This window comes from Hyphomicrobiales bacterium, assembly GCA_030688605.1.
GTDB lineage: Bacteria > Pseudomonadota > Alphaproteobacteria > Rhizobiales > NORP267 > JAUYJB01.
Genome location: JAUYJB010000066.1, coordinates 23,802 through 45,992 on the forward strand (window position 1 = coordinate 23,802; position 22,191 = coordinate 45,992).

The following is a 22,191-nucleotide window of genomic DNA, read 5'->3' on the forward strand; positions in this document are numbered from 1 at the left end:
GAACGCGAGATTCACGCAAACGCTGTTGCACCTCCGGCGGAATGGCGGAAATCCCCCCTACCCGCCGTTGAAATGCACGGTGCCGAAGCCGGCAAGGTCGTAGCCGCCGAGCTCCTTAGCCTTGGCGGCGAAGGCCTCCGTGCGGCAGAAGGACATGAGCCGCTGCATCTCCGGCTCGAACCAGGCGCGCCGGTCGACCAATAGGTCGAAGCGCTCATAGGCGATCGAGACGAATCCGAGCCGGTACTGCCTGGCGAGCGCGCGCAGGCCGAAGGCGGCCTCCGCCTTGCCCTGCTGGACGGCGAGCGCGGCGTCGGCTTCGGAGCGCGCCGGCGCCGTCAGCTCCACCGCGTCCGCCGCGAGCCCCGCCTTGGCGAGCAGACGGTCGAAGAGCTGCTGGCTGCCGGCCTCCGCCTGGCGCGGCACGACGCGCCTGCCCGCAAGGTCGGCAAGCTCCAGGATCGTGCTGTCCTGCGCCAGGATCAGGCCGCGCCCGCGCCAGGCCCATTCGACGAGCGCCACCGGCTCGCCGGCGAAGCGGGCGCGGACGGTCTTAACGTTCCACGTCTCGGCGCCGCCCTCATGCACCTCGTGGACGTGCAGACCCGTCGCCACGCCCTCGCCGCGGGCAAAGCGCTCAAGGCCGTCGGCGCTCGAATCGAAGAAGCTCGCAAGGCCGGCGCGGGATTGGCGCAGGGCCCAGTCCAAGAGCGGGTCGTGGCTGCCGAGAAAGACGTTGGGGCGCCGGGCCGCGGGCCGCGGCTCGAACCCGGTGGCGTGGCTCGCAAGCCAGGCGTCGACCGCGCGCCGTGGAAACAGGAGCTTGCCCATGGCGCGGCTGCACGGGATCTCGCCGGAGGCCGCCAGGTCGTAGACCTTGCGCTGCTTGATCCGCAACAGCTCGGCGAGCTCCCTGGTGGTCAGGAACTCCGATTTCAGGTCTTCGGCCACGGATTATCCATTTCCGCCAATGCTTCGAAAGTCAGCATGGCCAGAATAGGCCATGCGCCTGCAAGTTGCGCGGCGCTTCTTCGCCAATGCCGCCGCTGGAGCACTCGGCCCGACAAGGCACAGCCCCCTTGTTCCTTGCGCCGCCGCGCGCAACAGGGTGAGGGCAAATGTCGCAGGCCAGATGTTGATTTAGATCAACTTCGCGTGGGTTGGCGCCCGATAGCTTTTTTGCACCCTTCGACCTCCCAATGACAGAGAATTTCAGGGCATCCGCAGTGCAAGTTCGTGAGTTAAGAACTTTCCCAGCGACGGATCGGCGCAGGGGAAGCTAGCCAAGACGTGAGCGAAATTGGCCGCCCCGATCCGAGAAACCGGAAGTCATGCCGCGACACATCGTTCGACTCATCCTGCTCCTGGTCGCCGCCGCCGCCCTGGGGTATGCGGCGATAGCGTTTCTCACCGTCGATTCGTTCTACCAATACGGTCACTACCGGGGCGACTCCGTCGCGGAGATCGCCTCGGACAAGCCGAAATATCAAGGCACCGCCTATTGCCAGTCATGCCACGCCGAGCAATCCGCGGCATGGTCCGAAGGCGCCCACAACCGCACCGACGCCGGAAAGGCCGTCATATGCGAGACCTGCCACGGCCCTGCCGGCGGGCGCGACGGCGAGGAAATGCTCGCGCATGTGTCGACCGGCCCGGTTCATCCGGACGATCTGAAGCTCGCCGTCCCGAGCGACACGAGAGAGCTGTGCACGCTTTGCCATGAGAAGATGCCGGCGAGGCCGGCCGAGCAGCCGCAGATCGTGGTCGCCGAGCATGCCGGAGAGCAGCAGTGCGCGGTCTGCCATGATCCGCATTCGCCATTGCTCAACCTGGTTTCGACCACACCGATGGCGCAGGCGGGCGATGCGGCGGCGGGCGCGGCCAAGGCTGCCGATTGCATCGGCTGTCACGGCGCCGAGGGGGTGAGCGTGGGCCTTCCCGGACCGACGCTGGCCGGGCAGAAGGCGGCCTATCTGGTCGAGTCCTTCAAGGCTTACAAGACGGGCGCCCGCGCCGAGCCGATGATGAGCGCCTTCGCGCAAATGGCCAGCGATGAGGATGCCGCAAACCTCGCCGCCTACTATTCAGGCTTGACGTGCGAAAGCACTCTGACGGCGGATGCGCAGGCGGCTTCCCCCGGCCGCGCGGAGGCCGCCCCATGCGTCGCCTGCCACGGCGCCGATGGCGTCAGTCCCAATCCCGCCTGGCCGAACCTGGTCGGGCTTTCGAAGGATCACCTCGTCACCGCGCTGAACGCCTACAGAGACGGCGGCCGAAAGAACGCCATGATGGCCGGGACCGTGCGCAAGTTGAGCGACGCGGATATCGAAAACGTGGCCGCCTATTACGCCGGCGCCAGTTGCAGGTGAGACGGCGCGGTAGCGAAGCGAGCCAGGAGCCCCGCACATGGAAGAAAAGGAACAACTCGAGAAGCGCGAAAAAGAGCGTCGCGAATTTCTCGGTTGGCTCGGAAGCGCCCTTGCCTGCGGCGCCGCGGCGGTGGCGGCGGGCACCGTCCTGCCCGAAGCGATGGCCGCCACCGAGGAAGCGGCACAGGCCACCCCACCGGCCATTCCGGGCTATGACTGGACCAAGCATCGCTGGGCGTTCGGAGTCGATGCCGAAAAATGCATCGGCTGCCTGCGCTGCGTCGAGGCGTGCAAGCTGGAAAACGACGTTCCGCACAACGCCCACCAGTTCCGCACCTGGGTGGAGCGCTACGTCTATCTCGAGGGGGACGAGCGCGCGCGCATCGACAGTCAGCAGGACCCGGTCAACATCGCCGCTTCCGGATCGGAAGAACATTTCCGCTTCGCCGACCGCTATCGGGACGAGAAGGTCGAGAAGGCCTTTTTCGTGCCGAAGCTGTGCAATCAGTGCGCGGAGCCGGCGTGCGTGCAGGTGTGCCCGGTCGGCGCCACCTACAAGGCCGCGGACGGCGTGGTGCTGATCGACCACGACTATTGCATCGGCTGCCGATACTGCGTGCAGGCCTGCCCCTACGGCGCACGCCTTTTCAACGAGGAGGCGGGCGTTTCGGACAAGTGCACCTGGTGCTATCACCGCATCACCAAGGGCTTGCAGCCCGCCTGCGTCGAGGTGTGCCCGGTCGGCGCACGCATCTTCGGCGACCTCAACGACCAGCAGAGCGACATTAGCCGGTTCATTCGCGAAAACCGCGTCGACGTGCTCAGGCCAGAGACCGGCAACGGGCCGAATGTCTTCTATGTCGGTATCGACAAGGAGGTGCTGTAGTGGAGACCCTTCCCAATCTAGCGCCCTACACCGGATGGGTCTATCCGAACGAAACGGTGTTCGAGTGGTCCGTCCTCATCGCCGTCTATCCCTATCTTACGGGACTGGTGGCCGGCGCCTTTACGGTCTCGAGCCTGTATCAGGTGTTCGGCTTCAAGCGACTGAAGCCGGTGGCGCACCTGGCGCTCCTGACCTCGCTGTGCTTCATGATCTTCGTGCCCTCGCCGTTGCTGCTGCACCTCGGACATCCGGAGCGCGCCTTCAACGCCACGCTGACGCCGCACTGGACCTCGGCGATGGCGATGTTCGGCTATTTCGCCAGCGCCTACGTCGTGCTGTTGCTGATCGAGACGTGGTTCGCCTACCGGCCCTTCATCGTCGGCGAGGCGCAGCGCAGGCAGGACCTGCTGGGGCGGTTCTATCGCGTGCTGACGCTCGGCTCCTACGATCTCTCCGAGCATGCGATGCGCTACGACAGGAAGTGGCTGTTCGCGCTGGCGGTCATCGGCATACCCGGGGCGCACGGGCTGCACGGCTATGTCGGCTTCATGTACGGCTCGCTCAAATCGCGCGAATGGTGGTCCTCCGACCTGATGCCGGTGATCTTCCTGTTCTCGGCGATCATCTCCGGCGTCGCCCTGCTCGTCGTGCTCTACGTGGCGTCGTGCAAGCTGCGCAAGATCCCGGTCGATCTGGCGTGCCTGAAGGGCCTCGCCTACACCATCTGGGCCTTCATCATGGTGGCCATCGCCTTGGAGGCGCTGGAATTCGCCAACCTCGTCTACAAGGGCCGCGAGGGGATCGAAATCATCCTGGAGTACGTGACCGGCCGGCTGCTCATTCCCTACTTCGTTCTGCAGTTCGCCATTGGCGCCATCACGCCATTTTTCGTCCTTTCCTACATGATCTGGCGTGGGACCACCGGGCGGGCGCTCGTGGTCGGCGTCACGCTGAGCGCCTGTCTGGTGCTGTTCTCGGTGTTCATGATGCGCTGGAACGTGGTGATCGGCGGCCAGGAAATTTCCAAGACCGGAAAGGGGCTGCTGTACTACCAGCCGCTTATTCTGAGCAAGGAAGGGCTTGTCGTCGCCGCGCTGTTGACGATCGCTCCCGTCATTCTCCTGCTCGGTCTGGCGCGGCTGTTCCCGCCTTTCGAGGAGGCGGAAACCACGGCTCCCTCCGCCGCCGCGGCGCAACAGGCCATGAACTCATAACCGACGCCGAGGCCCGTCCCGACTGCCGTGTTTGGGGGCAATACGGACATTGCGGCCGAGCCCACGAATGTCGCTGGCGTGGGAGGAGGGGCCATCTACGGTGGGAACTCCTCCGCGCTTTGGATAAGGCTACGACGAACCAACTTCCACAATTTGGACAGTGCAAAAGGGACCGGTTTCGCGCGATGAGGCGCCCCGAACATTTCCGCTTTGCCACCGCGATCGGACACTCGTCCGCCGACCGCTCAGGTCAGCAGTTGACCCAAATCCGACATTTGGGTTGTGCGGTCTCCCTCAAGCGTTCGGCGATTCTTCGCGCGGCACAGCAATCCGTTATCAGTGCTCTGGCAAGTAACCTGCCCGCGAGGCGGCGAAATCAGAGAATTCTGTGGCAGATGCTTCGCCGGCTTGGTAGGGTGGCCGCCTAGCCGAGGGAGGGGAAAATGCGCCGATTTGCCATGCGCGGACTGATGGCTGGAATCGTGGGGGCAGCGATCTGCTCAAGTTCGCCCGTTTTAGCCCAGGATGTCCTCTCAGCCGAAGGGGAGACGCCTGACGTCCGCATCGAGGTCCGCGACCTGAAGCGCGGCGATGGCAACACGGTGACGCTGAGGCTTCGGCTTGTAAACGAATCCGGTGGGGAGTTCAAAGGAAGCTGCCTCATGCGCGAGTATGGGTCGAACGACAATTGCGGCACGTTCAGCGGCGCCTATCTGCTCGACCCAGCCAACAAGAAGAAATACCTGGTGGTTCGCGACACGGAGGGCAATTGCGTCTGCAGCGGCATCGATGACCTGAAGGACGGGAAGAAGATGAATATCTGGGCGACCTATCCCGCGCCACCGGCCGACGTAACCAAGCTGACCGTGATCGTGCCGGCGTTCGAACCGATTGAAGGTGTTCCCATCAACTGAGGGGCGGCCGATGCGCGCTCTTCTCGCTACGGTCGCCGCGCTGCTGCTGCTGACTGCGGCCGCGGCGGCTCAGGACACCGCGTTCCGCACGCTCGATATCGACTTCCGAACGCTCGACCTCGATTTTCGTTCGCGGGATTTGCTGATCGCAGCGACCGAAGTGGAGGGCGCGGTGACTGATCTCGCGGTCGAAGAGACCGACACCGAGATACGCATTTCGCTGGCCGCCGATGTGCTCTTCGATTTCGACAGCTCCGACATAAAACCCGAAGCTGCCGCGGCGCTCGGCCAGGTCGCGACGATCATCCGCGAGCACCCGAACCAGCCGGTCAGGATCGAGGGGCATACCGATTCCAAGGGCTCCGACGCCTACAATCAGGGCCTGTCGGAGGACCGTGCCTTGTCGGTGAAGGAGTGGTTCGCCGATGAGGCCGGCATTGGCGCCTCTGCATTTGAGACCACCGGCTTCGGCGAGAGCCAGCCCGCCGCTCCGAACGAGCACCCTGACGGCTCCGACGATCCGGAAGGTCGGCAAAAGAACCGCCGCGTCGAGATCGTGATCGGCAAGTAGCGGCGTGCTGTTGATCATGGATGCCTCGGGCAGCATGAACGCCAAACTGCCCAACGGCGAGACACGCATCGCGGTGGCGCAGCGTGCGGTCAAGGGAGCGCTGCCACCGGGCGACTACATCGTCGAGGTCGACGGCAACAAGATTCCGTTCCCGGCGACCGAAGGCGAGGTGCTTGAGCTGAAGCCGCAGTAGTTGGGAGGGCCGCATGATACGCCTCAATCATTGCAGCCAGGTTGGCGGCAGCGGGACCGAAACACGGCGACGCGCGCCAGGCCAGGCGCTTGCCGCCGCGCTGGCCGCAGCATTCGCCGTGCTCGTCATCGGCGGCGTGAGTTCTTTGGCACCGATCGGCGCTGTCTTCGCGCAAACCGCGGGGACCGCCGGCCCGGTCTCGCTCGGCGACCTGTTCAAGCCCCCCCCCGACGGCACGGACTTTCGCGATGGCGCGGAGGGAAAACTCTGGGATGCCGCCGGGCAAGCGATCAATCCGCGTGGGTGTCCCCAGCAAGCCAAATTCAAGGTCATTGTGAAGCGCGGCGACCCACTGTTCCAGCTGGCTTTGGCTTTTGCGCGCCGGGACGCCCTTAGAGCCTTTTTCGCGGACAGTCCCGTGTTCACGAGGATGGAATTTAGCGGCGAAATCGGAAGCAAGGACGATGTCCAAGTCGACTACCAGCGGATGCCGGATCGGGAGAAGCCGAATCTGCACACCAGTTCGGTTCCGCCCAAGGGCAGAAAGGTCAAGGCCCGCGACACGATCACGGTCACGATGGTGGCGCGCGACGACGCCACCACTTGGCAAACCGGAATCCAGCGCATCCAACTCATTGCCGTCGGCGACGCGCTGGTCGGCGCTAAGGATTATCCGCCCGTTATTCGCCCCAACTGCGAGGGCCGTCCGGAACCGCGGACGTTGGTGCTCACCTACGAGGTGCCGCGAAACCCGCCGCCGGTCGTGCGGCTGCGCGCGATCGCGGAGGATTTTGCAGGCAACATCGACACCGATATCGCCGAGTTCCCGATCGCCGACTGGTATGGCACCATCAAGAAAACGGCAAAGGGCGGCGGACACAACCATACGATAGACATCGACTACGCATTCGAAATCGAAAGGAGCGGGACGCTCAAAGGCCGTGCGAGCGCCCGGATCAGCACCGAGGTGGGCGAGGTTCCTGCCTGCACGATGCGATGGACCTATTCGCCGAGCGAGTTCGACATTCCGCTCAGCGGCCGGCGCGACATTGAGGATTTCGAAATCACGCTTACGCCGGGCACGCTAACTGCGACCATTACGAACACGGGTCCCTGCGCGGGGGATCAGCCGTCAAACACCTTTCCTTCTCACATCAACCCGGCCGTGCATGCGCAAACCAAATACCGCATACCTGCACGAGACGGCGCGACGGACGCGATCGAGCAAACCGCAGGTGCGTTGCCGTGGGGTGTGGTTATGCGCGACACGATCACAATCCATCAAGCGCGGCAATAGGGCCTCATGGCGCAATGCGCGGGGACTTCCAGTAGGCCACTGCGACGCCAGCAGGCGCACACGAGCTTCATCTTCTCAACGACGGCGCGGCAACTTTCACGCCGCGCCGAAAAACAGGCTCTCCTCCGGCTTCTGCGGATCGATCTTGATCTGCACGTTATCGCCCGGCTTGAACGCCCAGACCGCCTCGCCGGGAAGCGCGCGGCTCTTGCCTTCGCGCGGCTGGCCTTTCGGATATTCGTAGCGATAGGCCACGTGCCAGCGCGTCTGGCGGTTGATATCGATCAGGCTACGCCGGATATCGATCACCGTAGCCGTGAGCTCGACGCCGGACTGCATCAGGTGCCGATCGCGCGCGGCCGACTTGCGCGCGACATAGATGACGGCCGCGCCTCCGATGCAGCAGACAATGCCGATGAGAGCGAACAGCCACAGCGGCGTGTCGGTGTTCAACGCCTCCGGGTCGGCGAACAGATTGATGCCGAAGGTCGCGGCGAGGAAGCCAGCGCCGACCAACAGCCAGATGCCGCCGAACAGATGCCAGAAGAAGCGGTCGCCGCCCATGGCGCCATAGTAGCCGAAGCACAGCGCCAGCGCGCGCCGAGCGAATGTCGCCGGCGGCATGTCAGCAGCGCGCTTGTCCGTGCGATCTCGCCGAAGGGCAGAAAACGAGGTCAAGCCGCGTTGAGCGCTGCGGCATCGCCATTGCCGTTCAGGGCGTGACTCCCAGATCCTTCAGGTTCTTCTTGACGCTTTCGTCGGAGGGATCGAGCTCAAGGGCCTTGCGGAAGTCGGCGATGGCCTGATCGCGGCGGCCCATGCCGCCGAGGACGCCACCGCGCAACTTGTACGCCATGAGATGGCGCGGATCGAGGCGAATGGCCTCGTTCGCATCGGCGAGCGCCTGCTCCGGCTGCTTCTTGAAGAAATACGCCACCCCGCGCTGCACGCGCACGTGCGCGTTCTGCGGATCGATGCGCAGCGCCTGCCCGAAGTCCGCGATCGCCTTGTCATACTGCTTCTGAAAAAAGTAGGTGAGCCCGCGGTTGAGATAAGCGGTGCCGTGGTCGGGGTCGAGCTTGATCGCCTGATCGAGATCGGCCATCGCCTGCGGGAAGCGGCTGGTCGTCAGATACAGCGCACCGCGGCTCGAATAGGCGTCCGCGTTGTTCGGGTCGATCTTGATCGCCTCGCCGTAGTCCGCCGCCGCGAGATCGACCTGGCCCTTCAGCTGGCGCGCGCCGCCGCGGCTGATCAGAGCATCCACGTGCTTCGGGTCCGCCCGCAGCGCCGCCTCGAATTCGGCGAGCGCTTTGTCCCAGTCGCCTGTCTCCCCGTAGATCCTGCCGCGCGTGTGAAAGCTCTCGGCGTCGTTCGGATTGAGGCGGATCGCTTCGCTCAGGTCGGCGAGCGCCTCCTTGTGCTGGCCCTGCAGCGCGTAGGTGATGCCGCGGTTGCCGTAGGCTTGCGCGCGCTTGTCCTGCGGCTCGCCCGCCCGCTCGATGATGCGGGTGCACGCGGGAATGCCCTTTGCAGGATCGCCGCTCGCGCAATCGGCGGCATCGTCGGCCGCGGCAGGCGCGGAGAAACCGACAATCAGCGCGGCTAAGGCAGATCGACTTCGCATCGACGAAAACCTCTCCAAAGGCTAGATCAATCGCCCCTTGTTGAAAAGCGTTCTTTGCGTGCCGGGGGCATGGGCAGGACTCCGGCCCCCTTGGCAGCCGCAGTGCGCGCCTTATCAAGCTCCTGCTTCGTCGACGAAGCCCACGCCGCGCGTCGGTCGAATGTCCGGTTATGGCGCTTCTCGGTCCTGACGGCTATCGTCGAGCACGTCTCCCTTGGTTTCACGAGCGGAAGTGATGCGGCCGACCGAATCGCGGCGAAAGGGTTCCCTTTTGCTGCATTGATGAGTCCCTGCGTTCTCGACAAGTTGGAATTGGGACGGCTATCCCACTTTCGTAATTCGATATCGTCCGACAGTCCGCTCCTGGTCAAACCGCGACCTCGACCCTCAAGCCATCGAGTGCCGCTCCTTGGGTAAGTCCAACGGCCCGAATTGTTGACCCTTATTGTCGTTGCCCGGCTCGACAAGCCTGCCCTCGGGATCGCCAAAGGCGATACCCGGGGGGCAATCCGGTAACCGCGATGGCCGATGCAATGCACCGCCTCATTCCAGCTCCCGCGCGGTGGCTACTGGATGCCCCGCTTTCGTGGGGCATGACGAGTCAATGTCAAAGGCCGTTGGTATAAGTCCGGACGTCCTTGTTTGGTGTTGCGGCTGGGCGTTCATGAGTTCACGTCCTGGAGCGTCGCCCGCATTTACCGCTTGCGTTGGCGCGCGTAATGGGCCGCGAGGTTGCGAATGTCCGATTCCGACATCTGGAACGACATGGCGTACATCATCTCGTTGGCCCGCTCGCCGGCGTGGAACAGCCGCATGGCCCTGGCCAGATAGGCCTCGTCCTGCCCGGCAAGCTTGGGGAAACGCTCGTCGGCGCTGTTGCCCCTGGGGCCGTGGCAGCGACCGCACCTCTCGGTCCATTCGGCGACGGTGAGGGGCTTGCGGATCGGCAGCGCCTTGGGTTCCCGGGTGGCGTAGAAGGCGGCAAGGTCCCTCACGTCCCGATCCCTGAGGGTCTCCACCGCGTCGCGCATCGCGCCGTGGTCGCGGCCGCCGTCCTTGTAGGCGTTGACCGCCGCGACGAGATAGGCGGCGTCGAGACCGGCGAGCCGGGGGTTCTTGGGATCGCCGCTGTTGCCGTCCCGGCCATGGCAGCCGACGCAGGGGGCGGTCACCGCGATCCCCGCCAAGGGATCGCCTTCGGCCGGGGTCTCGGACCGCCGCGGCTCCATGGTGGCGTAGAAATAGGCCATGTCCTCGATGTCGCCGCGGGTCAGCGGCGCGGCGAACGCCTGCATGGTCGGATCCGGGCGCGTTCCTTCCTGGTAGGCCTTCAAGGCCGTCATCAGGTAGAGAACGTGCTGTCCCGCCAGGCTCGGCATGCCGGGAATGTCCGTATTGCCGTCCTCGCCATGACAGCCGACGCACGCCGCCGCCGTCTCCCGGACCGCCGCGAAGGGGTCCGGCTCGGCGGCCGCCGCTGCCTCCGCCCCCGGTTCGGCCGGCCGTTCGCTGAACGGCTTCAGGCTGGCATAATAGGCGGCGACATCGGTCATGTCCTCGTCGGCGAGCGCGGCGACAACCTGGTTCATCCTCTCGTCTTTCCCATCGCCGGTCCTGTACCGCGTCAGCCCGGCGTGAATGTAGTCGGCATACTGGCCGGCGAGATGGGGAACCCCCGGCTCGCGGCCGATGCCGTCCCAGCCGTGGCAGTCCGCGCACAAGGCCGCGACGGCCTTTCCGGCCACGACGTCGCCGGCACCCGACGCGTCCTGGGCCCGGCCCTCGCCGGTTGCTCCCAGCAAGATGACAGCGCATGCAATCATCAAAGTCTTGCCTGTCATGACATCCTCGAACGATTAAAGCATCGGCAAGTTTCGATGCCCCTGGGGCGGGCGCCGCCGATCGGCGTCGGTCTTACCCCGGCTGCGATGAGCCGGCCGGCTCGTCGACCGAAGTTTCTCGGGCGCTGAATTTGTAGAACCATATCTGATACATCGAAACGATCCATTGGGTGGCGAAGCTCAACCCCATCAGCGCGCCGCCGCCAATCACTGTCCACGCGAAGGCGGTATTGATCTTGGTCAGGTACCAGGAGCCCGTATCGATGACAATGGCGAGGAACGGCAAGGCGATGACCAGCGACTTGAACCATACCGGCCGCACATAGGCATGACTGAAGATCAGCCCCATGATGAAGAAGATGAAGGTAACGCCGAACAGGTGGATGTGGGAGACGCGCACCAGGGTCGCCAGGCTCTTGCCCGTATCGATCTGAGCAACCTTCGAGACGTTTTCGTAGCCGTCGAGGTTGACGATATGCGGGTTGCTGCCGTCGTGGCAGGCGAGGCAGCGTCTCTCGAAAATCGGGGCAATGCGCGTATCGTACTCGCTCTCGTCGAGACCGCGGTTCACCCAGCCGATGATGTCGGCGCGCTCGTCCGGCGGCAGCATCCCCGACATCGGCCCCGCCAAGGCCGACTCCAGTCTGGTCGCCGCCTTGTTGCCGCTATAGGCAATGGCGATGTCGTCGGCGGAAAGCCCCGGCTTGCCATCGCGCCCGGCGTCGACCGTGTAGATCTGGATCATGGCGAAGAGGTAGCCGATGCCGAGCACGATCAGCGTGCCGGTGAACAGCGTCCGCATGCTGAGCGGGAATTCGCTGTAGTGGAAAAACATTCGGTGCACTTGTGGCATCACCCGCGCCTCTCCGTCTTTGTGTCCCCCAATATCACGCCGCCGCGGCGTTTCGCCATCCCCTTCCGGGACGTGAGCCGGCTCGCATGCCTCCGAAATCCGGCCGATCAGTCATGCCCGGCGCGGACCGACCGCTACGCACTCGCCGCGGCCGCTTCCAATGCGCGGCGTGGGACCCTGGTCAAGGCTCATCTGGCCGGCTGACCCGCATAGTGCGAGGCAACGCTTTCGATGATCGCCTCGCTGTAGGGCAGGCTCATATTGTGCATCATCGAGCTGCCGCGCTTGCCGTCGCGGTAGGCCCTGAGCGCGTTGATCAGATAGGCCCTGTCCTGTCCGGCAATCTTCGGCACGATCAGGGCGGGCTGCTCGACGCCCTCGCCGTGGCAGATATCGCATTTTTCGGCCAACGCCCGCACGGCGAGCTCGGCGCTTTCGGCGGCCATGGATTCCTGAACCGCGTAGAAGGCGGCAAGATTCTCGATCTCCTCGTCGGTATTCTCGTCGAGCATGACGCTGTGCTGGCGGGTCTGATCCCGGTACGCCTTGATGGCCTTGACCAGATATTCCGGATCCTGGCCGGCGAGGCTCGGCGTCGAGGTGTCGTGGCTGACGCCGCGCGCGCCGTGGCAGCCGCCGCAGCGGGCGCTGAGCGGTTCGCCGGCGACCGGATCGCCGAAGCCAGGCGCCTCGCGCCGGGCGGGCGTCTGCGTGGCGTAGTAAAGCGCCAGGGCCTCGATATCGACATGGCTCAGCTCGCGCAGCATCTCCTGTCCTTCGATGCTGCGGCGCCCGTCCAGATAGGCCCGCACGGCGGAGATGAAATAGCGCGGCTGCTGGCCGGCCAGGCTGGGTATGCCGGCGGTGGTGCTGTCGCCGGATTTGCCGTGGCAGCGGGCGCAAACCTGCGAGGCCGCCTCGCCCTTTTCATAAGGCGAAACGACGGCTTGCACCTCCTCTCCGGCTTCGGCTTGGAGCAGCGGCAGGCTGGCAAAATAGCCGGCGACGTTCCGGATCTGCGCATCCGTCAACTCGGAGGTCAGATCGTGCAGCGCGGCATGGGTCCGCGTGCCCTCCTTATAGGCGGTCAACGACGCCCGCAGATAGCGCTCGGTCTGGGCGGCCAGATCCGGGATGGCGGGGGCAACGCCGCGCCCGTCCAGACCATGGCAGCCGACGCACTGCGCCTCGACCACCACCTTGCCGGCCGCGATATCGGCCTGCGCCGCGCCGGCGTCCTCCTCTTCCTCGCAGCCGATGAGCGCCAGCGGCAACGCCACGACGATCGCCAGCATTCGCGCCGACAGGCTCAGGATCGAAGACGACCGGGCAGGCGGCGAGTGCATCGCCCCGCGCTGGGCGGAAACGGTCCTGCATTCCCCATTGAGCGTTGTTGCCATCGATAGAGCCTCCATATCGTCGATGTGACGCCACTCACGCGGACAAAACATGCCCGCCAAAGCCGACAAAGACCAGCACCAGAAGCGTCAGGCCGATCAGGATCAGAACCGCCGCGAGGATCTTGGAGCCGACCGCCATCGACCGCGACGGGGCGTCGACCAGATAGTTCTCGAGTTGGCCGCTCTCGGCCAGGCGCCGATATTCCAGCGTATGCTCGCGCTTGAACTCCTCCAACGGCATGCGGCCGGTGAAGATCACCGTATCCATGGGGAACTTGTCGGGCCTGAAATGAACGTTGAAGAAGTGGACCGAGAACAGGAACACGGCAGCCAGGAACGCCTCTTCTCCGTGCACCAGGGTTGCGATGTTGAACACCCATCCCGGCAGCACCGAGGCCGTCGCCTCGGGGAACCACAGCATCAGACCGCTGAAGCCGATGATCACCATGCCCCAGAACGGCGCCCAATAGTCGAACTTCTTCCAATAGGTCCAGTGGTCGAACAATGGCCGCGGCCCGAGGCCGAAGAACCATTTGAACATCGCCACCACGTCGAACAGGTCCTGCAGGTTGGGCACCGTCGAGGTCGGTCCGAAGACCTTGAACGTCCTCCAGTTCCGGGACAAGTAGTAGGCGACATAGATGAGATGCCCGAAGAACAGGGTGATGAACGTCCCCGCGGCAAACCGGTGCACGATCGCGGCCACCTGCGGCCCGCCGAGCAGATTGATGAACCCCCGCGCCCAGGCGCTCTCCCCATAGAGCACCGAGGTCCCGGTCAGGACCAGGGTCATGATGGCCAGCGCGAACACCAGGTGCACGAGCCGCCAGGCCGCGGGCCAGCGCTTGAAGTATTTCTTCTCTTCCGGCGCCACCTTGTCGACCCGGATGTGGGGCTGGTTCCGCCTTTCCTTGAGCTCCTTGTACTCGCGGTACAACCACAGCGCCGAATGGGTCCAGAAGAAGGCGAACACGCCGATCAGCAGCGCGCCCATGCCCTTGCCGGCGATCCACAGAAAGGGATAGCGCTCGAAGTCGCCGGTGGTGCCGTGCGGCTGGAAAGTGGCAAATCCGGCGGTCGCGCCCTCGTGGCACTTCCGGCAGGTCTGAATGCGGTTGCTCGGGTGGACCAGGGAGGCCTCGTTGGACACCCGCTGGATCTTGTGGTGCCCATGGCAGTCGAAGCACTTCGCGGTGTAGGCATAGCCGAGCGTGCTCACCTGACCGTGGTAGGTCCCGAGATAAGTCTCAAGCTCATATTCGTGGCAGTTGCCGCAATTGCGGGTGATGCCGACCCTGATCGACGCGACTTCCGGCGATGCAATCTCGTGCGTGGTGTGGCAGTCCGTGCACACGGCGGCAAACGGGTTGGTGTCGCCGAGCACCGACTGGCCGTGCACCGAGGTCTTGTAGTCGGCCAATTGCTCGGTGTGGCAGCGGCCGCAAATCTCCGGTATCCGCAGCCGCCCCATGGCGCCGACCGAGCTGTCGATCGGGGTGATGTAGTGGGCGTTGTGGCAGTCATAGCAGGTGGCGTTGGTTCGCGACTGGTCCGCCATGCTGGGGCGGGCATGGACCGAATGCATGTAGCTCTCGATCTGTTGCACGACCACGCCCAGCCGCGCGAACTTGTCGGTCTCGCCGCGCCGCCGCGCCATGTCCCACAAGTTGCGGTGGCACTCGACGCAGCCGACCCCTCTTTCGACGCCGGCCCGGTGGGGAACTTCGAGGATGTCTTTATGGCACTCGACGCAATAGCGCCCGCCGTGAACGCTGTCGACGAATTCCTCTGCCCGGATATGCAGGTCGCGGTCCCGGCCGTCGGCGCCGGGAACCGAGAACCCTTCTATGCCGTGACAGCTCAGGCACAGAGCATTGTCGAGCAGTTCCGGAGGGGTCCCCTCGGCGGCTTGCCGGTCCGTCGCCTCCTGGGCGGCGGCCTGCGTCAGCCAATTGTCCGGCGTCCCCGCGAACAGAACGATGCAGGCAAACAGCCAGGCTGAGAGTTTCACGATCCGCATTGTCCTCACATGCCCCCGGCATCCGTTTGTCGGCGCTCACATCCGCGCGGTAGCTTTCCATGTAACACTGAGCCAAGTCAATTTGGCCAAATCTTCCTGCCGTCCGTAGCACCGATCCATGCTTTGCGTCCCGGGCTTGCCGGTCTCCGCAAACGAAATGCGCGCATCATCGGAGCTACGATCGTGCCGATCGCGATCGCCGTTGCAAACTGGCCGATGAAGCGATCGTTCGCGTGCGCATAGATAGCCCGGCTTGGGGCCTCGGAGGAGCCATTTGCGGCCCCCTGCGGCAATCTGAAACACGGCGCCGAATCCTGGGCTGAAACATCCGGCGCGACGCCCGGCGGCGGGCATACGGTAACGCAATTTTGACCGCGCCGCGGCCGTCGATTCCGGCGTCCCTACCGCAGGAAACCGCCGTTTTCAGGCCTCCGGCGCCCTGCCGCGCGCAGCCGGCGCGATTACATTGACCTAAGTCAATATGCGGCTCGGCGTGCATCTGTTAGTTTGGCCACTGAGAACGACCGGTTGTCGGACCGGTCGCAGCATGAAAGGGGTCTGGCGATGTCGCCTCGGCGCCATATTCGCATTGTATCGAGGGCGGCGGTCACGGGCGCCGCACTTGCCGGCGCGTTGTGGGCGTCCGGCGCCAGCGCACAGGAGGTCAATTTCAAGGACGACGTGTTTCCGATCATCGAGCTCAGGTGCCTGGAATGCCACCAGCCGGGAGGGGAAGGTTACGAAGCCAGCGGGCTCGACATGCGCACCTACGAGAGCCTGATGAAGGGGACCGAGCACGGTCCGGTCGTCCTGCCCGGCAAGGCGTTCGAAAGCAATTTCATCGCGGTGATCGATCAACGCACCGATCCGACGCTATGGATGCCGCACAACAAGAAGAAGCTCTCCAAATGCGAACGGCTGATGCTGAGGTTCTGGATCAGCCAGGGGGCGAAGAACAACTGAGGCAAGAGGCCGCAAACATAAACCACTTGCGAGTCGAGCCGCGGCACTGCGCCGCAAAGGCCGGCGAAGGTTCCGGGAGCGGACCCGAATGATCGCATTCGGGAGCACACAATCTTGAGGAGTTAAGAAATGAAAGCGAAATGGCTCATCATTGCCGCAGCCGCGGTGGCGTTCGGTCTGGCCGGCGCGGCCGGCTCGGCACAGGCCGCCAACACGGCCGCCTGCAGCGGCTGTCACGGCGCCAACGGAGAGGGCAAGGCCGCCAATCCGAAGATTGCCGGCATGTCCACGGGCGCGTTCACCTCGGCGATGAACGCCTACAAGTCGGGCGCCAAGAAGCATGCGGCCATGAACGCGGTCACCAAGAATCTGAGCGCCGGCGACATCGCCGAGATGGCAAACTTTTTCGCTTCGAAATAGGCTCTGGGCGGCGGACTAGCGGCCGTCGCGACAGCGCCAACCGCAGCACCGTTCGGCTCGCTCGCGCATGTGAGCGCGGGCGAGCCGTACCTGCCGGAGGAGGGAGTTCATACCATGATCATGACTCGTCGCGCCGCGCTCCAGTCGGCCCTTGGCGCGGTTGCCGCGTCGGCCGGGATCGCCTTCTATCCGACACCGGGTCCGGCGGCCGAGGCGGCCGAGATTACCGTCTACAAGTCGTCGACCTGCGGCTGCTGCGGAGAATGGGTGAAGCATCTGCGCGCCAACGGCTTCACGGTGGCGGTGCAGGAAACCGACAATGTGGCGCCGATCAAGGCGCAGGCCGGCATTCCGGCGGCGCTGGAGAGCTGCCACACCGCGCTTGCCGGCGGCTATGCGATCGAGGGCCACGTTCCGGCGCGGGAGATTCGCCGGCTGTTGAGCGAGAAGCCCGCCGCGCGGGGACTTGCCGTTCCCGGCATGCCGTCCGGATCGCCGGGCATGGGTGGGCCGCCGGACCGCTATGCGGTGATCCTGTTCGGGGACGGCGGACAAAGCGTCTACGCGCAGTATTAGGGCGTCACAATCCGAGCGACTTTTCGGCTTCCTCGATGCGCTTGAGCGCGGCATCGTCGCCGGCGAACTGCTGGCGCGCGCTCGACGCGGCCCCCTTGGCATCGTCGGGCCGGTTGAGCACCACGTAGGAACGCATCAGCATCAGCCAGCCGTCGAGGTCGTTGCCTTCGGTCTTAAGCCGCGCGGCAAGCCGGGTGACCATATCCTCGACCATCTCGTCGCGCGCGTCCGGCGACAGCTCCCGGGCATTGCTCAAGTCCTCGGCGCTCGGCCCGGCGGAGGATGGGGCGGCAGGCTCCGCGCCCGGCGCGGTACCCGGCGCGGCGGCCGGTGCGGCGGCCGGTGCGGCGGTCCCGCCGCCCAGGCGAGCATTGACCTCGGCGAGGCGGCGTTCCACCAGCGGTTTCCAGAATGCGCCTTCCGGCGCGTCCTTCAACATTGCCCCCCACGACTCGGCGGCCTCCTTCAGCTCGCCCCCCTGCTCCTGCGCCAGGGCGAGATAGAAGCGCGCCTGCACCAGGGAGGGGTCGAGCTTCCTCGCACGCTCGAAAATCTCCCTGGCCTCGTCGGAGACGATGCTGCCATTGGCCTGGGTCATCGCTTCGCCGTAATCGCCGAGCCGCTGGGCCGTTTCGCCGAGGATACGGATGGCGCCGGCATAGGCGCGCGCCGAGGCCTCGTAGCGACCAAGCGCGAAATTGAGCGCCGCCGCCTCTTCCCAGGCGGTGCCGTTGTCGGGGCTGGCGCGAAGCTGCGCCTCGACGTCAGCCAGCCGCGCGGCCATTTCCGCCTGGCCGGGTACGTCCGCATCCTGCGTCGCGGCCGGTGCCGGGGCCGGGGCGCGGGCGACCAGATCCGGCCGACCGAGCGCCAGATAGCCGCCGAGAGCGATCAGCACCACGAGCCCGGCGCTGCCGAACGCGATCAGCGCCCAGCTCGTCGCCGGCAGGGGCGCCGCCACCTTGTCCCGCTGGTCGGCGGCGGCGAGCAGCCGCCGCGATATCTCGGCCCGCGCGGCCTCCAGTTCCTGCTTGTCGATCACGCCGCGCTCGGCCTCCGCCTCGAGCGCGCGGAGCTGGTCCTCATAGACCTTCCTCTCCTGGCCGGCGCCGGCCAGAGGCCGCAGCCGCCAGCCGAGCAGGCCGAAGATGGGCAGCAGGGCAAGGCCCGTCATAACGCCCAAAATGTACCAAAGCAGCATCGCTCTATTCGCCTTCGCCGGCGGCCCCGGCCGCCTCGCCGATCATTCCCCAGCCCGCGGCGCGTGGGTAGCACGGCTGCGCGGGCAGGAGAAGCCCGCGCCGCGGTCTGCGGCGGTTTCCGTCATCGGCGACCCTTCGACCGGAACCGGCCCCGGCATCGAAACCGGGCCTGCCGGTCAAGCAAAAGCCCGGGCAGGGCGGCCGGCCATGCCCGGGCCGTTTCTTTGGCCGCAGGGGCCTGCTTTTTCTCGCCTACCAGCCGAGCCCGACGCTCACCGTCACGATCTGGGCGTCGTAGTTCGCTTCCCTGCCGGCGAGCCAAATGGAGGACGATGCCAACGTCGGCACGTAGACGTCTTCGTTGAGGGCCCAGTTGTCGATCCGGTTGCGCTCATAGGCGTACTGGATCTTGGCGAAGGCCTTGCTCAGCCCCGTGCCCTGGGTGGTTTCCTCCGGCAGTGTGTATTTGAGGCTCGCGTCGAAACGATGGAAGCGGGTGTTCACGACCGGGAAGACGTCCGGCACCCATACCTCTTCTCCCCTGGCGTAGGTGTAGGCGAGCTTGAGGTCGACGGAGTCCGGGATCAGGGCCACGTTCAAACCGGCCATGAACGTGTCCACCGCTTCCTCGATATCCGCGTGTCCCCCTACGCCATAACCCCTGTTCCGGATTCTGCGATCGAAGTCCTCGTGGACGTACGAACCGAACAGCGAGGTCCTCTCGCCGGTCATATAGTTCAATTCGACACCGGCGTCCCAGGAGCGGTCATACAACAGGCCCTGGTGGCACGGGTCGTAGGGACGAGCCAGAGCGAAGTCGGGGGTGCAGGGGAGATCGTAATCGTCGTCCCGCCAGCCGACCAGCGGGGTGAAGGTCACCCCCTGGAAGGGACCGATTTCACTCGAGAGTTCGAGCTTGAACCGGTCGCGGTTCGACATCGAGTATTTGCGAATGAGCCGGTAATTCGTCGAGCCGGATTCGGTCTCGTCGCCGACAAGGCTCCCCGGTCTGTCGATGCGATTGAGATAGTCGTAATTATCGTACCGGCGCTGGGAATAGTAGGCCGAGCCCCGGACCGACATCCACGGGTGGAGTTGCATGTCGGCGGTCAGCTTGCCCGAATATTCGTTCGTGATATCGGCTTCGCGGCCGATACCGCGGTCATACTGCTCCCATCCGAGCAGGAAGCCGAGCGTGACCCAGTCGTCCGCCCGCCACACCGTGTCGAAGCCGGCGTTCTGCTTGACGTACGAGGGAGCCAGATTGATGTAGGTTTCGTCGGCATATTCCGAATCGAATGCGATGCGATCCGGAAAATAGAGACGCGGCGTATCGTTGTCGGAAGAATAGTACCGGTAACGGAGCGTGTTGGTAAGATCGGGGTGAAGAGCCCGCGTCGTCAGTTTCGTGTCGATGGTCAGCGTGTTGATCTCCGCGTTCGCGCTGTCGGCCGGCAAGGGCAGCGGATTCAAAGCAAACAGCGGGTCGTTGACCGTCCAGGGCAGGAGAGCCTCGTCCTGGCGCATCGCATTGTAGGACACGGTGCCGGTGAAGCGGGTTTTTTCCCAGATGTCGGCCGCGGTCTGGAGCATGACCCGGTGCGCGTAATTGTCCGGCGGCAGGCTGGCGCGGCCCAAGGGAGAGCCGTCCTCGCCCGGTAAGATGCCCCCGACACCCGTTGAAAAGGGCGAGAGATCGTAGTTGATGCGGAACGGATTGTCCCACGTCACCGAGTCGTACTTGTTCTCGAAGATCGAACCGCCATAGGACAGATTGGTAATCCACTTCCGGTCGTCTCCGAGATCCATCTTGTATTCGACGCTGGCGCCGAAATTGTGCGTCGTATAGTCGACCGGCGCGGGAATCTCGACCATGCCCTCGACGATGCCGGGGCTGCCACGAACAAGGGTATGGGTCATGCCGATGACCTGGCCCATGGGCAGGGTCCCATCCCGCTGCTCAAGGGAATAGTTGAAGTTGAGGTCCCACTGAGGCGTCGGCGTGTAGCGGAATGCCAACTTCCCGGCTTTCCGGTCGACGTCCAGCGTCACGGGCCTGACATTGGCGGCTATGGTCGCGTCTATGGCGGCGGTGTCCCCCGCAAACTGCGCCGCCTGCAAAGCCGTCTGCACGGCATCGTCGACGGTCAGGGTGCCCGTCCCGACGCCATCATGCAGTGTAAAGGCGCGGTTCCGGTAGAGATGCGGCGTCTGGTCGAATTCGAGGTCCAGATAGTGGTTCCCGGCAGACGACAGACTCGCACTCACATTGCGGTCGTTCTGGGTCAGGTCGTCCGCCCAAATCTCGGCAACGCGAAGCATGTCCATGCTGCCGAACTCGAGATGAGCGGTGTCGATGATGAACCCCGGCGAGACCTCGCCATATTCCTCGAATTTGGACCTTTCCCCCACCGCCGGACGGTCGATGAAAACGAGGCCGCCCAGCTTGACGAATCCGTGGGAGTACCAATCGCTGGTTGCATCCTCGGCAAATCCCTCGCCGGCAAAGCCCAGCGACATGGCGCCGCTCAGCAGGACCGCGGCCAGTAAAGGTTGAACTTGGTTCTTCATGGTTTTCGCCCCCATCACTTTACCTGTGCAACCGCATACCGGCCGGGTGGTTGGAGCCGTGGATCATCGTGTGGCAGTTCAGGCATGAGCGGTTGAACCCGCGATTCGAGTCCGTGTCGTACAGGCTGTAAACGTGGCCGCTTTCCGAGTGGCACTGCTGGCACAGCCGCGGCGGCGCGACCCTGAGCATGTTCGGACGGTTGGTGCCATGCGGGTCGTGGCAGTTCATGCAGTTCTCGCGCACCGGCGGATGCTCCCACAGGAGCGGCCCGCGCTTATCGGCGTGGCAGGTGTAGCAGGTCTCGTTGACCGAGGCCTCCCTCAGCATCGGATCCGTGAAGGAGCCGTGCGGATTGTGGCAATCCGAGCAGGTCATCTTGCCTTCGCGCAGAGGCATGTGCGCGGAGCGCTGCATCTGCGCACGCTTCAGCTTGTGGCACTGGTAGCAGGTCTCGATCTCCGTGCGCTTGGCGAACTGGTTCTTGCGCGAGACTTTCTTCATCACCGTATGGCAATCGGTGCAGGCCACGCCGCGCGACTCGTGGACGCCGCCCGTCCAGTGCAACCGCATGCCGCCCTGGTGACAGCCGAGGCAGACGCCGTTGCGCTCGGAAATCGGATACAGCGAATCCTTGCCGTAGCCGACGATGCCGCCGACCCCGCGGCCGCCGCCGGCCGCGACGTGCTCGGAGCCGGGGCCGTGACAGCTCTCGCAGCCCAGCTTCTCAAGCTCGTTGCGCGGATTCTTCATGAAGATCCGGCCCATGAGGGTCTTCTCGAATTCCTCCAAATACTGGGCGTGACAGCCCAGGCAGGCCTCGGAGCCGACATAGGTGGCTTCGGGAAGGTAGGTCGGCATCGCGGCGTGGGCCGGCTGCGCAAGAAAGACCAGCCCGCAGCTCACGAGCCACAGGAATGCCAATCTCACTAACCCTTTTGATAGCGCCTGCGATGGACCGGGTCCGGCAGTGGACCGAAACGAACGGGCTGCCTCGATATTCATCCTATACTTCATGTCGATGCCCCCCCTGGCACCTGGTTGTTGACACCGCGCGAGGAGGAATTCGCGCAGCTTGGGAGCTAAATCCGTCTCCCATTTACCAATTTTTTCATAGCGTGAGAGTGCGGCATTTGCACCCGCCGCATGCGGGCGGGAGCGCCGCGCAAGGTCCGTTTTGGCTCCCAAAAAGGACCCGTATGGGGTACCGGCGAGGTCCTATCCGGCTTTGGCGAATCAGTCGCCAGAAGGCTGAATCCTAAGAAAAAATTAACGC

The 22,191-nt window shown here is 64.7% G+C and carries 20 protein-coding genes; 10 read left to right on the forward strand and 10 right to left on the reverse strand.

The features are described 5' to 3' along the window. Positions 1-57: 57 nt before the first annotated feature. Positions 58-951: a helix-turn-helix transcriptional regulator gene (locus Q8P46_07665; protein ID MDP2620039.1), complete on the reverse strand. Its 894-nt coding sequence runs from the start codon at positions 949-951 to the stop codon at positions 58-60. 380 nt (positions 952-1,331) lie between these two features. Here Q8P46_07665 and Q8P46_07670 point away from each other — a divergent pair, with 380 nt between their 5' ends. The 7 genes from Q8P46_07670 to Q8P46_07700 all read left to right on the forward strand — a co-directional run bounded on the left by Q8P46_07670 (position 1,332) and on the right by Q8P46_07700 (position 7,444). Continuing rightward, positions 1,332-2,369 (forward strand): c-type cytochrome, encoded by a 1,038-nt coding sequence (locus tag Q8P46_07670; protein MDP2620040.1) that lies wholly within the window; start codon positions 1,332-1,334, stop codon positions 2,367-2,369. A 37-nt stretch (positions 2,370-2,406) separates the two neighbouring features. Next, positions 2,407-3,255, forward strand: coding sequence for a 4Fe-4S dicluster domain-containing protein (locus tag Q8P46_07675; GenBank protein MDP2620041.1), 849 nt, complete (start codon positions 2,407-2,409; stop codon positions 3,253-3,255). Continuing rightward, on the forward strand, positions 3,255-4,469 hold the full coding sequence (nrfD, locus tag Q8P46_07680) for an NrfD/PsrC family molybdoenzyme membrane anchor subunit (protein ID MDP2620042.1): 1,215 nt from the start codon (positions 3,255-3,257) through the stop codon (positions 4,467-4,469). Before Q8P46_07675 ends, nrfD begins: the two co-directional genes overlap by 1 nt. A gap of 443 nt (positions 4,470-4,912) precedes the next feature. Further along, the gene (locus tag Q8P46_07685) at positions 4,913-5,383 is read left to right on the forward strand and encodes a hypothetical protein (GenBank protein MDP2620043.1); all 471 of its coding nucleotides are present in this window, start codon (positions 4,913-4,915) and stop codon (positions 5,381-5,383) included. Positions 5,384-5,393: 10 nt separating this feature from the next. Beyond that, the gene (locus Q8P46_07690; protein ID MDP2620044.1) at positions 5,394-5,954 is read left to right on the forward strand and encodes an OmpA family protein; all 561 of its coding nucleotides are present in this window, start codon (positions 5,394-5,396) and stop codon (positions 5,952-5,954) included. A 4-nt stretch (positions 5,955-5,958) separates the two neighbouring features. Beyond that, a complete protein-coding gene (locus tag Q8P46_07695; GenBank protein ID MDP2620045.1) occupies positions 5,959-6,147 on the forward strand; it encodes a hypothetical protein in 189 nt (62 codons plus the stop codon). Between the two features lie 13 nt (positions 6,148-6,160). Beyond that, a complete protein-coding gene (locus Q8P46_07700) occupies positions 6,161-7,444 on the forward strand; it encodes a hypothetical protein (protein MDP2620046.1) in 1,284 nt (427 codons plus the stop codon). A 96-nt stretch (positions 7,445-7,540) separates the two neighbouring features. Here the strand turns inward: Q8P46_07700 and Q8P46_07705 are convergent, their stop codons facing one another. From Q8P46_07705 to Q8P46_07730, 6 genes are all read right to left on the reverse strand, one after another. After that, positions 7,541-8,068 carry a DUF3592 domain-containing protein gene (locus tag Q8P46_07705; protein MDP2620047.1) on the reverse strand — a complete coding sequence of 176 codons (528 nt, stop codon included), beginning with the start codon at positions 8,066-8,068 and terminating at the stop codon, positions 7,541-7,543. An 88-nt stretch (positions 8,069-8,156) separates the two neighbouring features. Continuing rightward, complete coding sequence (locus Q8P46_07710) at positions 8,157-9,071, reverse strand: tetratricopeptide repeat protein (GenBank protein ID MDP2620048.1); 915 nt, start codon at positions 9,069-9,071, stop codon at positions 8,157-8,159. A 695-nt stretch (positions 9,072-9,766) separates the two neighbouring features. Further along, on the reverse strand, positions 9,767-10,912 hold the full coding sequence (locus Q8P46_07715) for a c-type cytochrome (protein MDP2620049.1): 1,146 nt from the start codon (positions 10,910-10,912) through the stop codon (positions 9,767-9,769). A 73-nt stretch (positions 10,913-10,985) separates the two neighbouring features. After that, positions 10,986-11,747 (reverse strand): hypothetical protein, encoded by a 762-nt coding sequence (locus Q8P46_07720; GenBank protein ID MDP2620050.1) that lies wholly within the window; start codon positions 11,745-11,747, stop codon positions 10,986-10,988. A gap of 206 nt (positions 11,748-11,953) precedes the next feature. Next, positions 11,954-13,165 (reverse strand): c-type cytochrome, encoded by a 1,212-nt coding sequence (locus Q8P46_07725; GenBank protein MDP2620051.1) that lies wholly within the window; start codon positions 13,163-13,165, stop codon positions 11,954-11,956. A gap of 34 nt (positions 13,166-13,199) precedes the next feature. After that, complete coding sequence (locus Q8P46_07730) at positions 13,200-15,176, reverse strand: cytochrome c3 family protein (GenBank protein ID MDP2620052.1); 1,977 nt, start codon at positions 15,174-15,176, stop codon at positions 13,200-13,202. Positions 15,177-15,749: 573 nt separating this feature from the next. On the opposite strand from Q8P46_07730, the gene Q8P46_07735 reads away from it, so the two are divergent. The 3 genes from Q8P46_07735 to Q8P46_07745 all read left to right on the forward strand — a co-directional run bounded on the left by Q8P46_07735 (position 15,750) and on the right by Q8P46_07745 (position 17,144). After that, entirely contained in the window at positions 15,750-16,148 is a 399-nt protein-coding gene (locus tag Q8P46_07735) for a c-type cytochrome domain-containing protein (protein MDP2620053.1), read from the forward strand. A 129-nt stretch (positions 16,149-16,277) separates the two neighbouring features. Next, positions 16,278-16,568, forward strand: a complete 291-nt coding sequence (locus Q8P46_07740; protein ID MDP2620054.1) for a c-type cytochrome — start codon at positions 16,278-16,280, stop codon at positions 16,566-16,568. Between the two features lie 114 nt (positions 16,569-16,682). Further along, positions 16,683-17,144: a DUF411 domain-containing protein gene (locus Q8P46_07745; GenBank protein MDP2620055.1), complete on the forward strand. Its 462-nt coding sequence runs from the start codon at positions 16,683-16,685 to the stop codon at positions 17,142-17,144. A gap of 4 nt (positions 17,145-17,148) precedes the next feature. On the opposite strand, the gene ccmI is transcribed toward Q8P46_07745, so the two are convergent. The 3 genes from ccmI to Q8P46_07760 all read right to left on the reverse strand — a co-directional run bounded on the left by ccmI (position 17,149) and on the right by Q8P46_07760 (position 21,839). Then, on the reverse strand, positions 17,149-18,345 hold the full coding sequence (gene ccmI / locus Q8P46_07750; protein MDP2620056.1) for a c-type cytochrome biogenesis protein CcmI: 1,197 nt from the start codon (positions 18,343-18,345) through the stop codon (positions 17,149-17,151). 253 nt (positions 18,346-18,598) lie between these two features. Continuing rightward, entirely contained in the window at positions 18,599-20,917 is a 2,319-nt protein-coding gene (locus tag Q8P46_07755; GenBank protein ID MDP2620057.1) for an MtrB/PioB family decaheme-associated outer membrane protein, read from the reverse strand. A 19-nt stretch (positions 20,918-20,936) separates the two neighbouring features. Next, positions 20,937-21,839, reverse strand: coding sequence for a DmsE family decaheme c-type cytochrome (locus tag Q8P46_07760; GenBank protein MDP2620058.1), 903 nt, complete (start codon positions 21,837-21,839; stop codon positions 20,937-20,939). Positions 21,840-22,191: the final 352 nt, after the last annotated feature.

Excerpts from the sequence above, each read along its gene's own strand:
- Q8P46_07670 (MDP2620040.1), top strand. The coding sequence starts at position 1,332 with ATGCCGCGACACATCGTTCGACTCATCCTGCTCCTGGTCGCCGCCGCC.
- Q8P46_07675 (MDP2620041.1), top strand. The coding sequence starts at position 2,407 with ATGGAAGAAAAGGAACAACTCGAGAAGCGCGAAAAAGAGCGTCGCGAA.
- Q8P46_07685 (MDP2620043.1), top strand. The coding sequence starts at position 4,913 with ATGCGCCGATTTGCCATGCGCGGACTGATGGCTGGAATCGTGGGGGCA.
- Q8P46_07690 (MDP2620044.1), top strand. The coding sequence starts at position 5,394 with ATGCGCGCTCTTCTCGCTACGGTCGCCGCGCTGCTGCTGCTGACTGCG.
- Q8P46_07700 (MDP2620046.1), top strand. The coding sequence starts at position 6,161 with ATGATACGCCTCAATCATTGCAGCCAGGTTGGCGGCAGCGGGACCGAA.
- Q8P46_07705 (MDP2620047.1), bottom strand. The coding sequence starts at position 8,068 with ATGCCGCCGGCGACATTCGCTCGGCGCGCGCTGGCGCTGTGCTTCGGC.
- Q8P46_07710 (MDP2620048.1), bottom strand. The coding sequence starts at position 9,071 with ATGCGAAGTCGATCTGCCTTAGCCGCGCTGATTGTCGGTTTCTCCGCG.
- Q8P46_07715 (MDP2620049.1), bottom strand. The coding sequence starts at position 10,912 with ATGACAGGCAAGACTTTGATGATTGCATGCGCTGTCATCTTGCTGGGA.
- Q8P46_07720 (MDP2620050.1), bottom strand. The coding sequence starts at position 11,747 with ATGTTTTTCCACTACAGCGAATTCCCGCTCAGCATGCGGACGCTGTTC.
- Q8P46_07725 (MDP2620051.1), bottom strand. The coding sequence starts at position 13,165 with ATGGCAACAACGCTCAATGGGGAATGCAGGACCGTTTCCGCCCAGCGC.
- Q8P46_07735 (MDP2620053.1), top strand. The coding sequence starts at position 15,750 with ATGTCGCCTCGGCGCCATATTCGCATTGTATCGAGGGCGGCGGTCACG.
- Q8P46_07740 (MDP2620054.1), top strand. The coding sequence starts at position 16,278 with ATGAAAGCGAAATGGCTCATCATTGCCGCAGCCGCGGTGGCGTTCGGT.
- Q8P46_07745 (MDP2620055.1), top strand. The coding sequence starts at position 16,683 with ATGATCATGACTCGTCGCGCCGCGCTCCAGTCGGCCCTTGGCGCGGTT.
- ccmI (MDP2620056.1), bottom strand. The coding sequence starts at position 18,345 with ATGCTGCTTTGGTACATTTTGGGCGTTATGACGGGCCTTGCCCTGCTG.
- Q8P46_07755 (MDP2620057.1), bottom strand. The coding sequence starts at position 20,917 with ATGAAGAACCAAGTTCAACCTTTACTGGCCGCGGTCCTGCTGAGCGGC.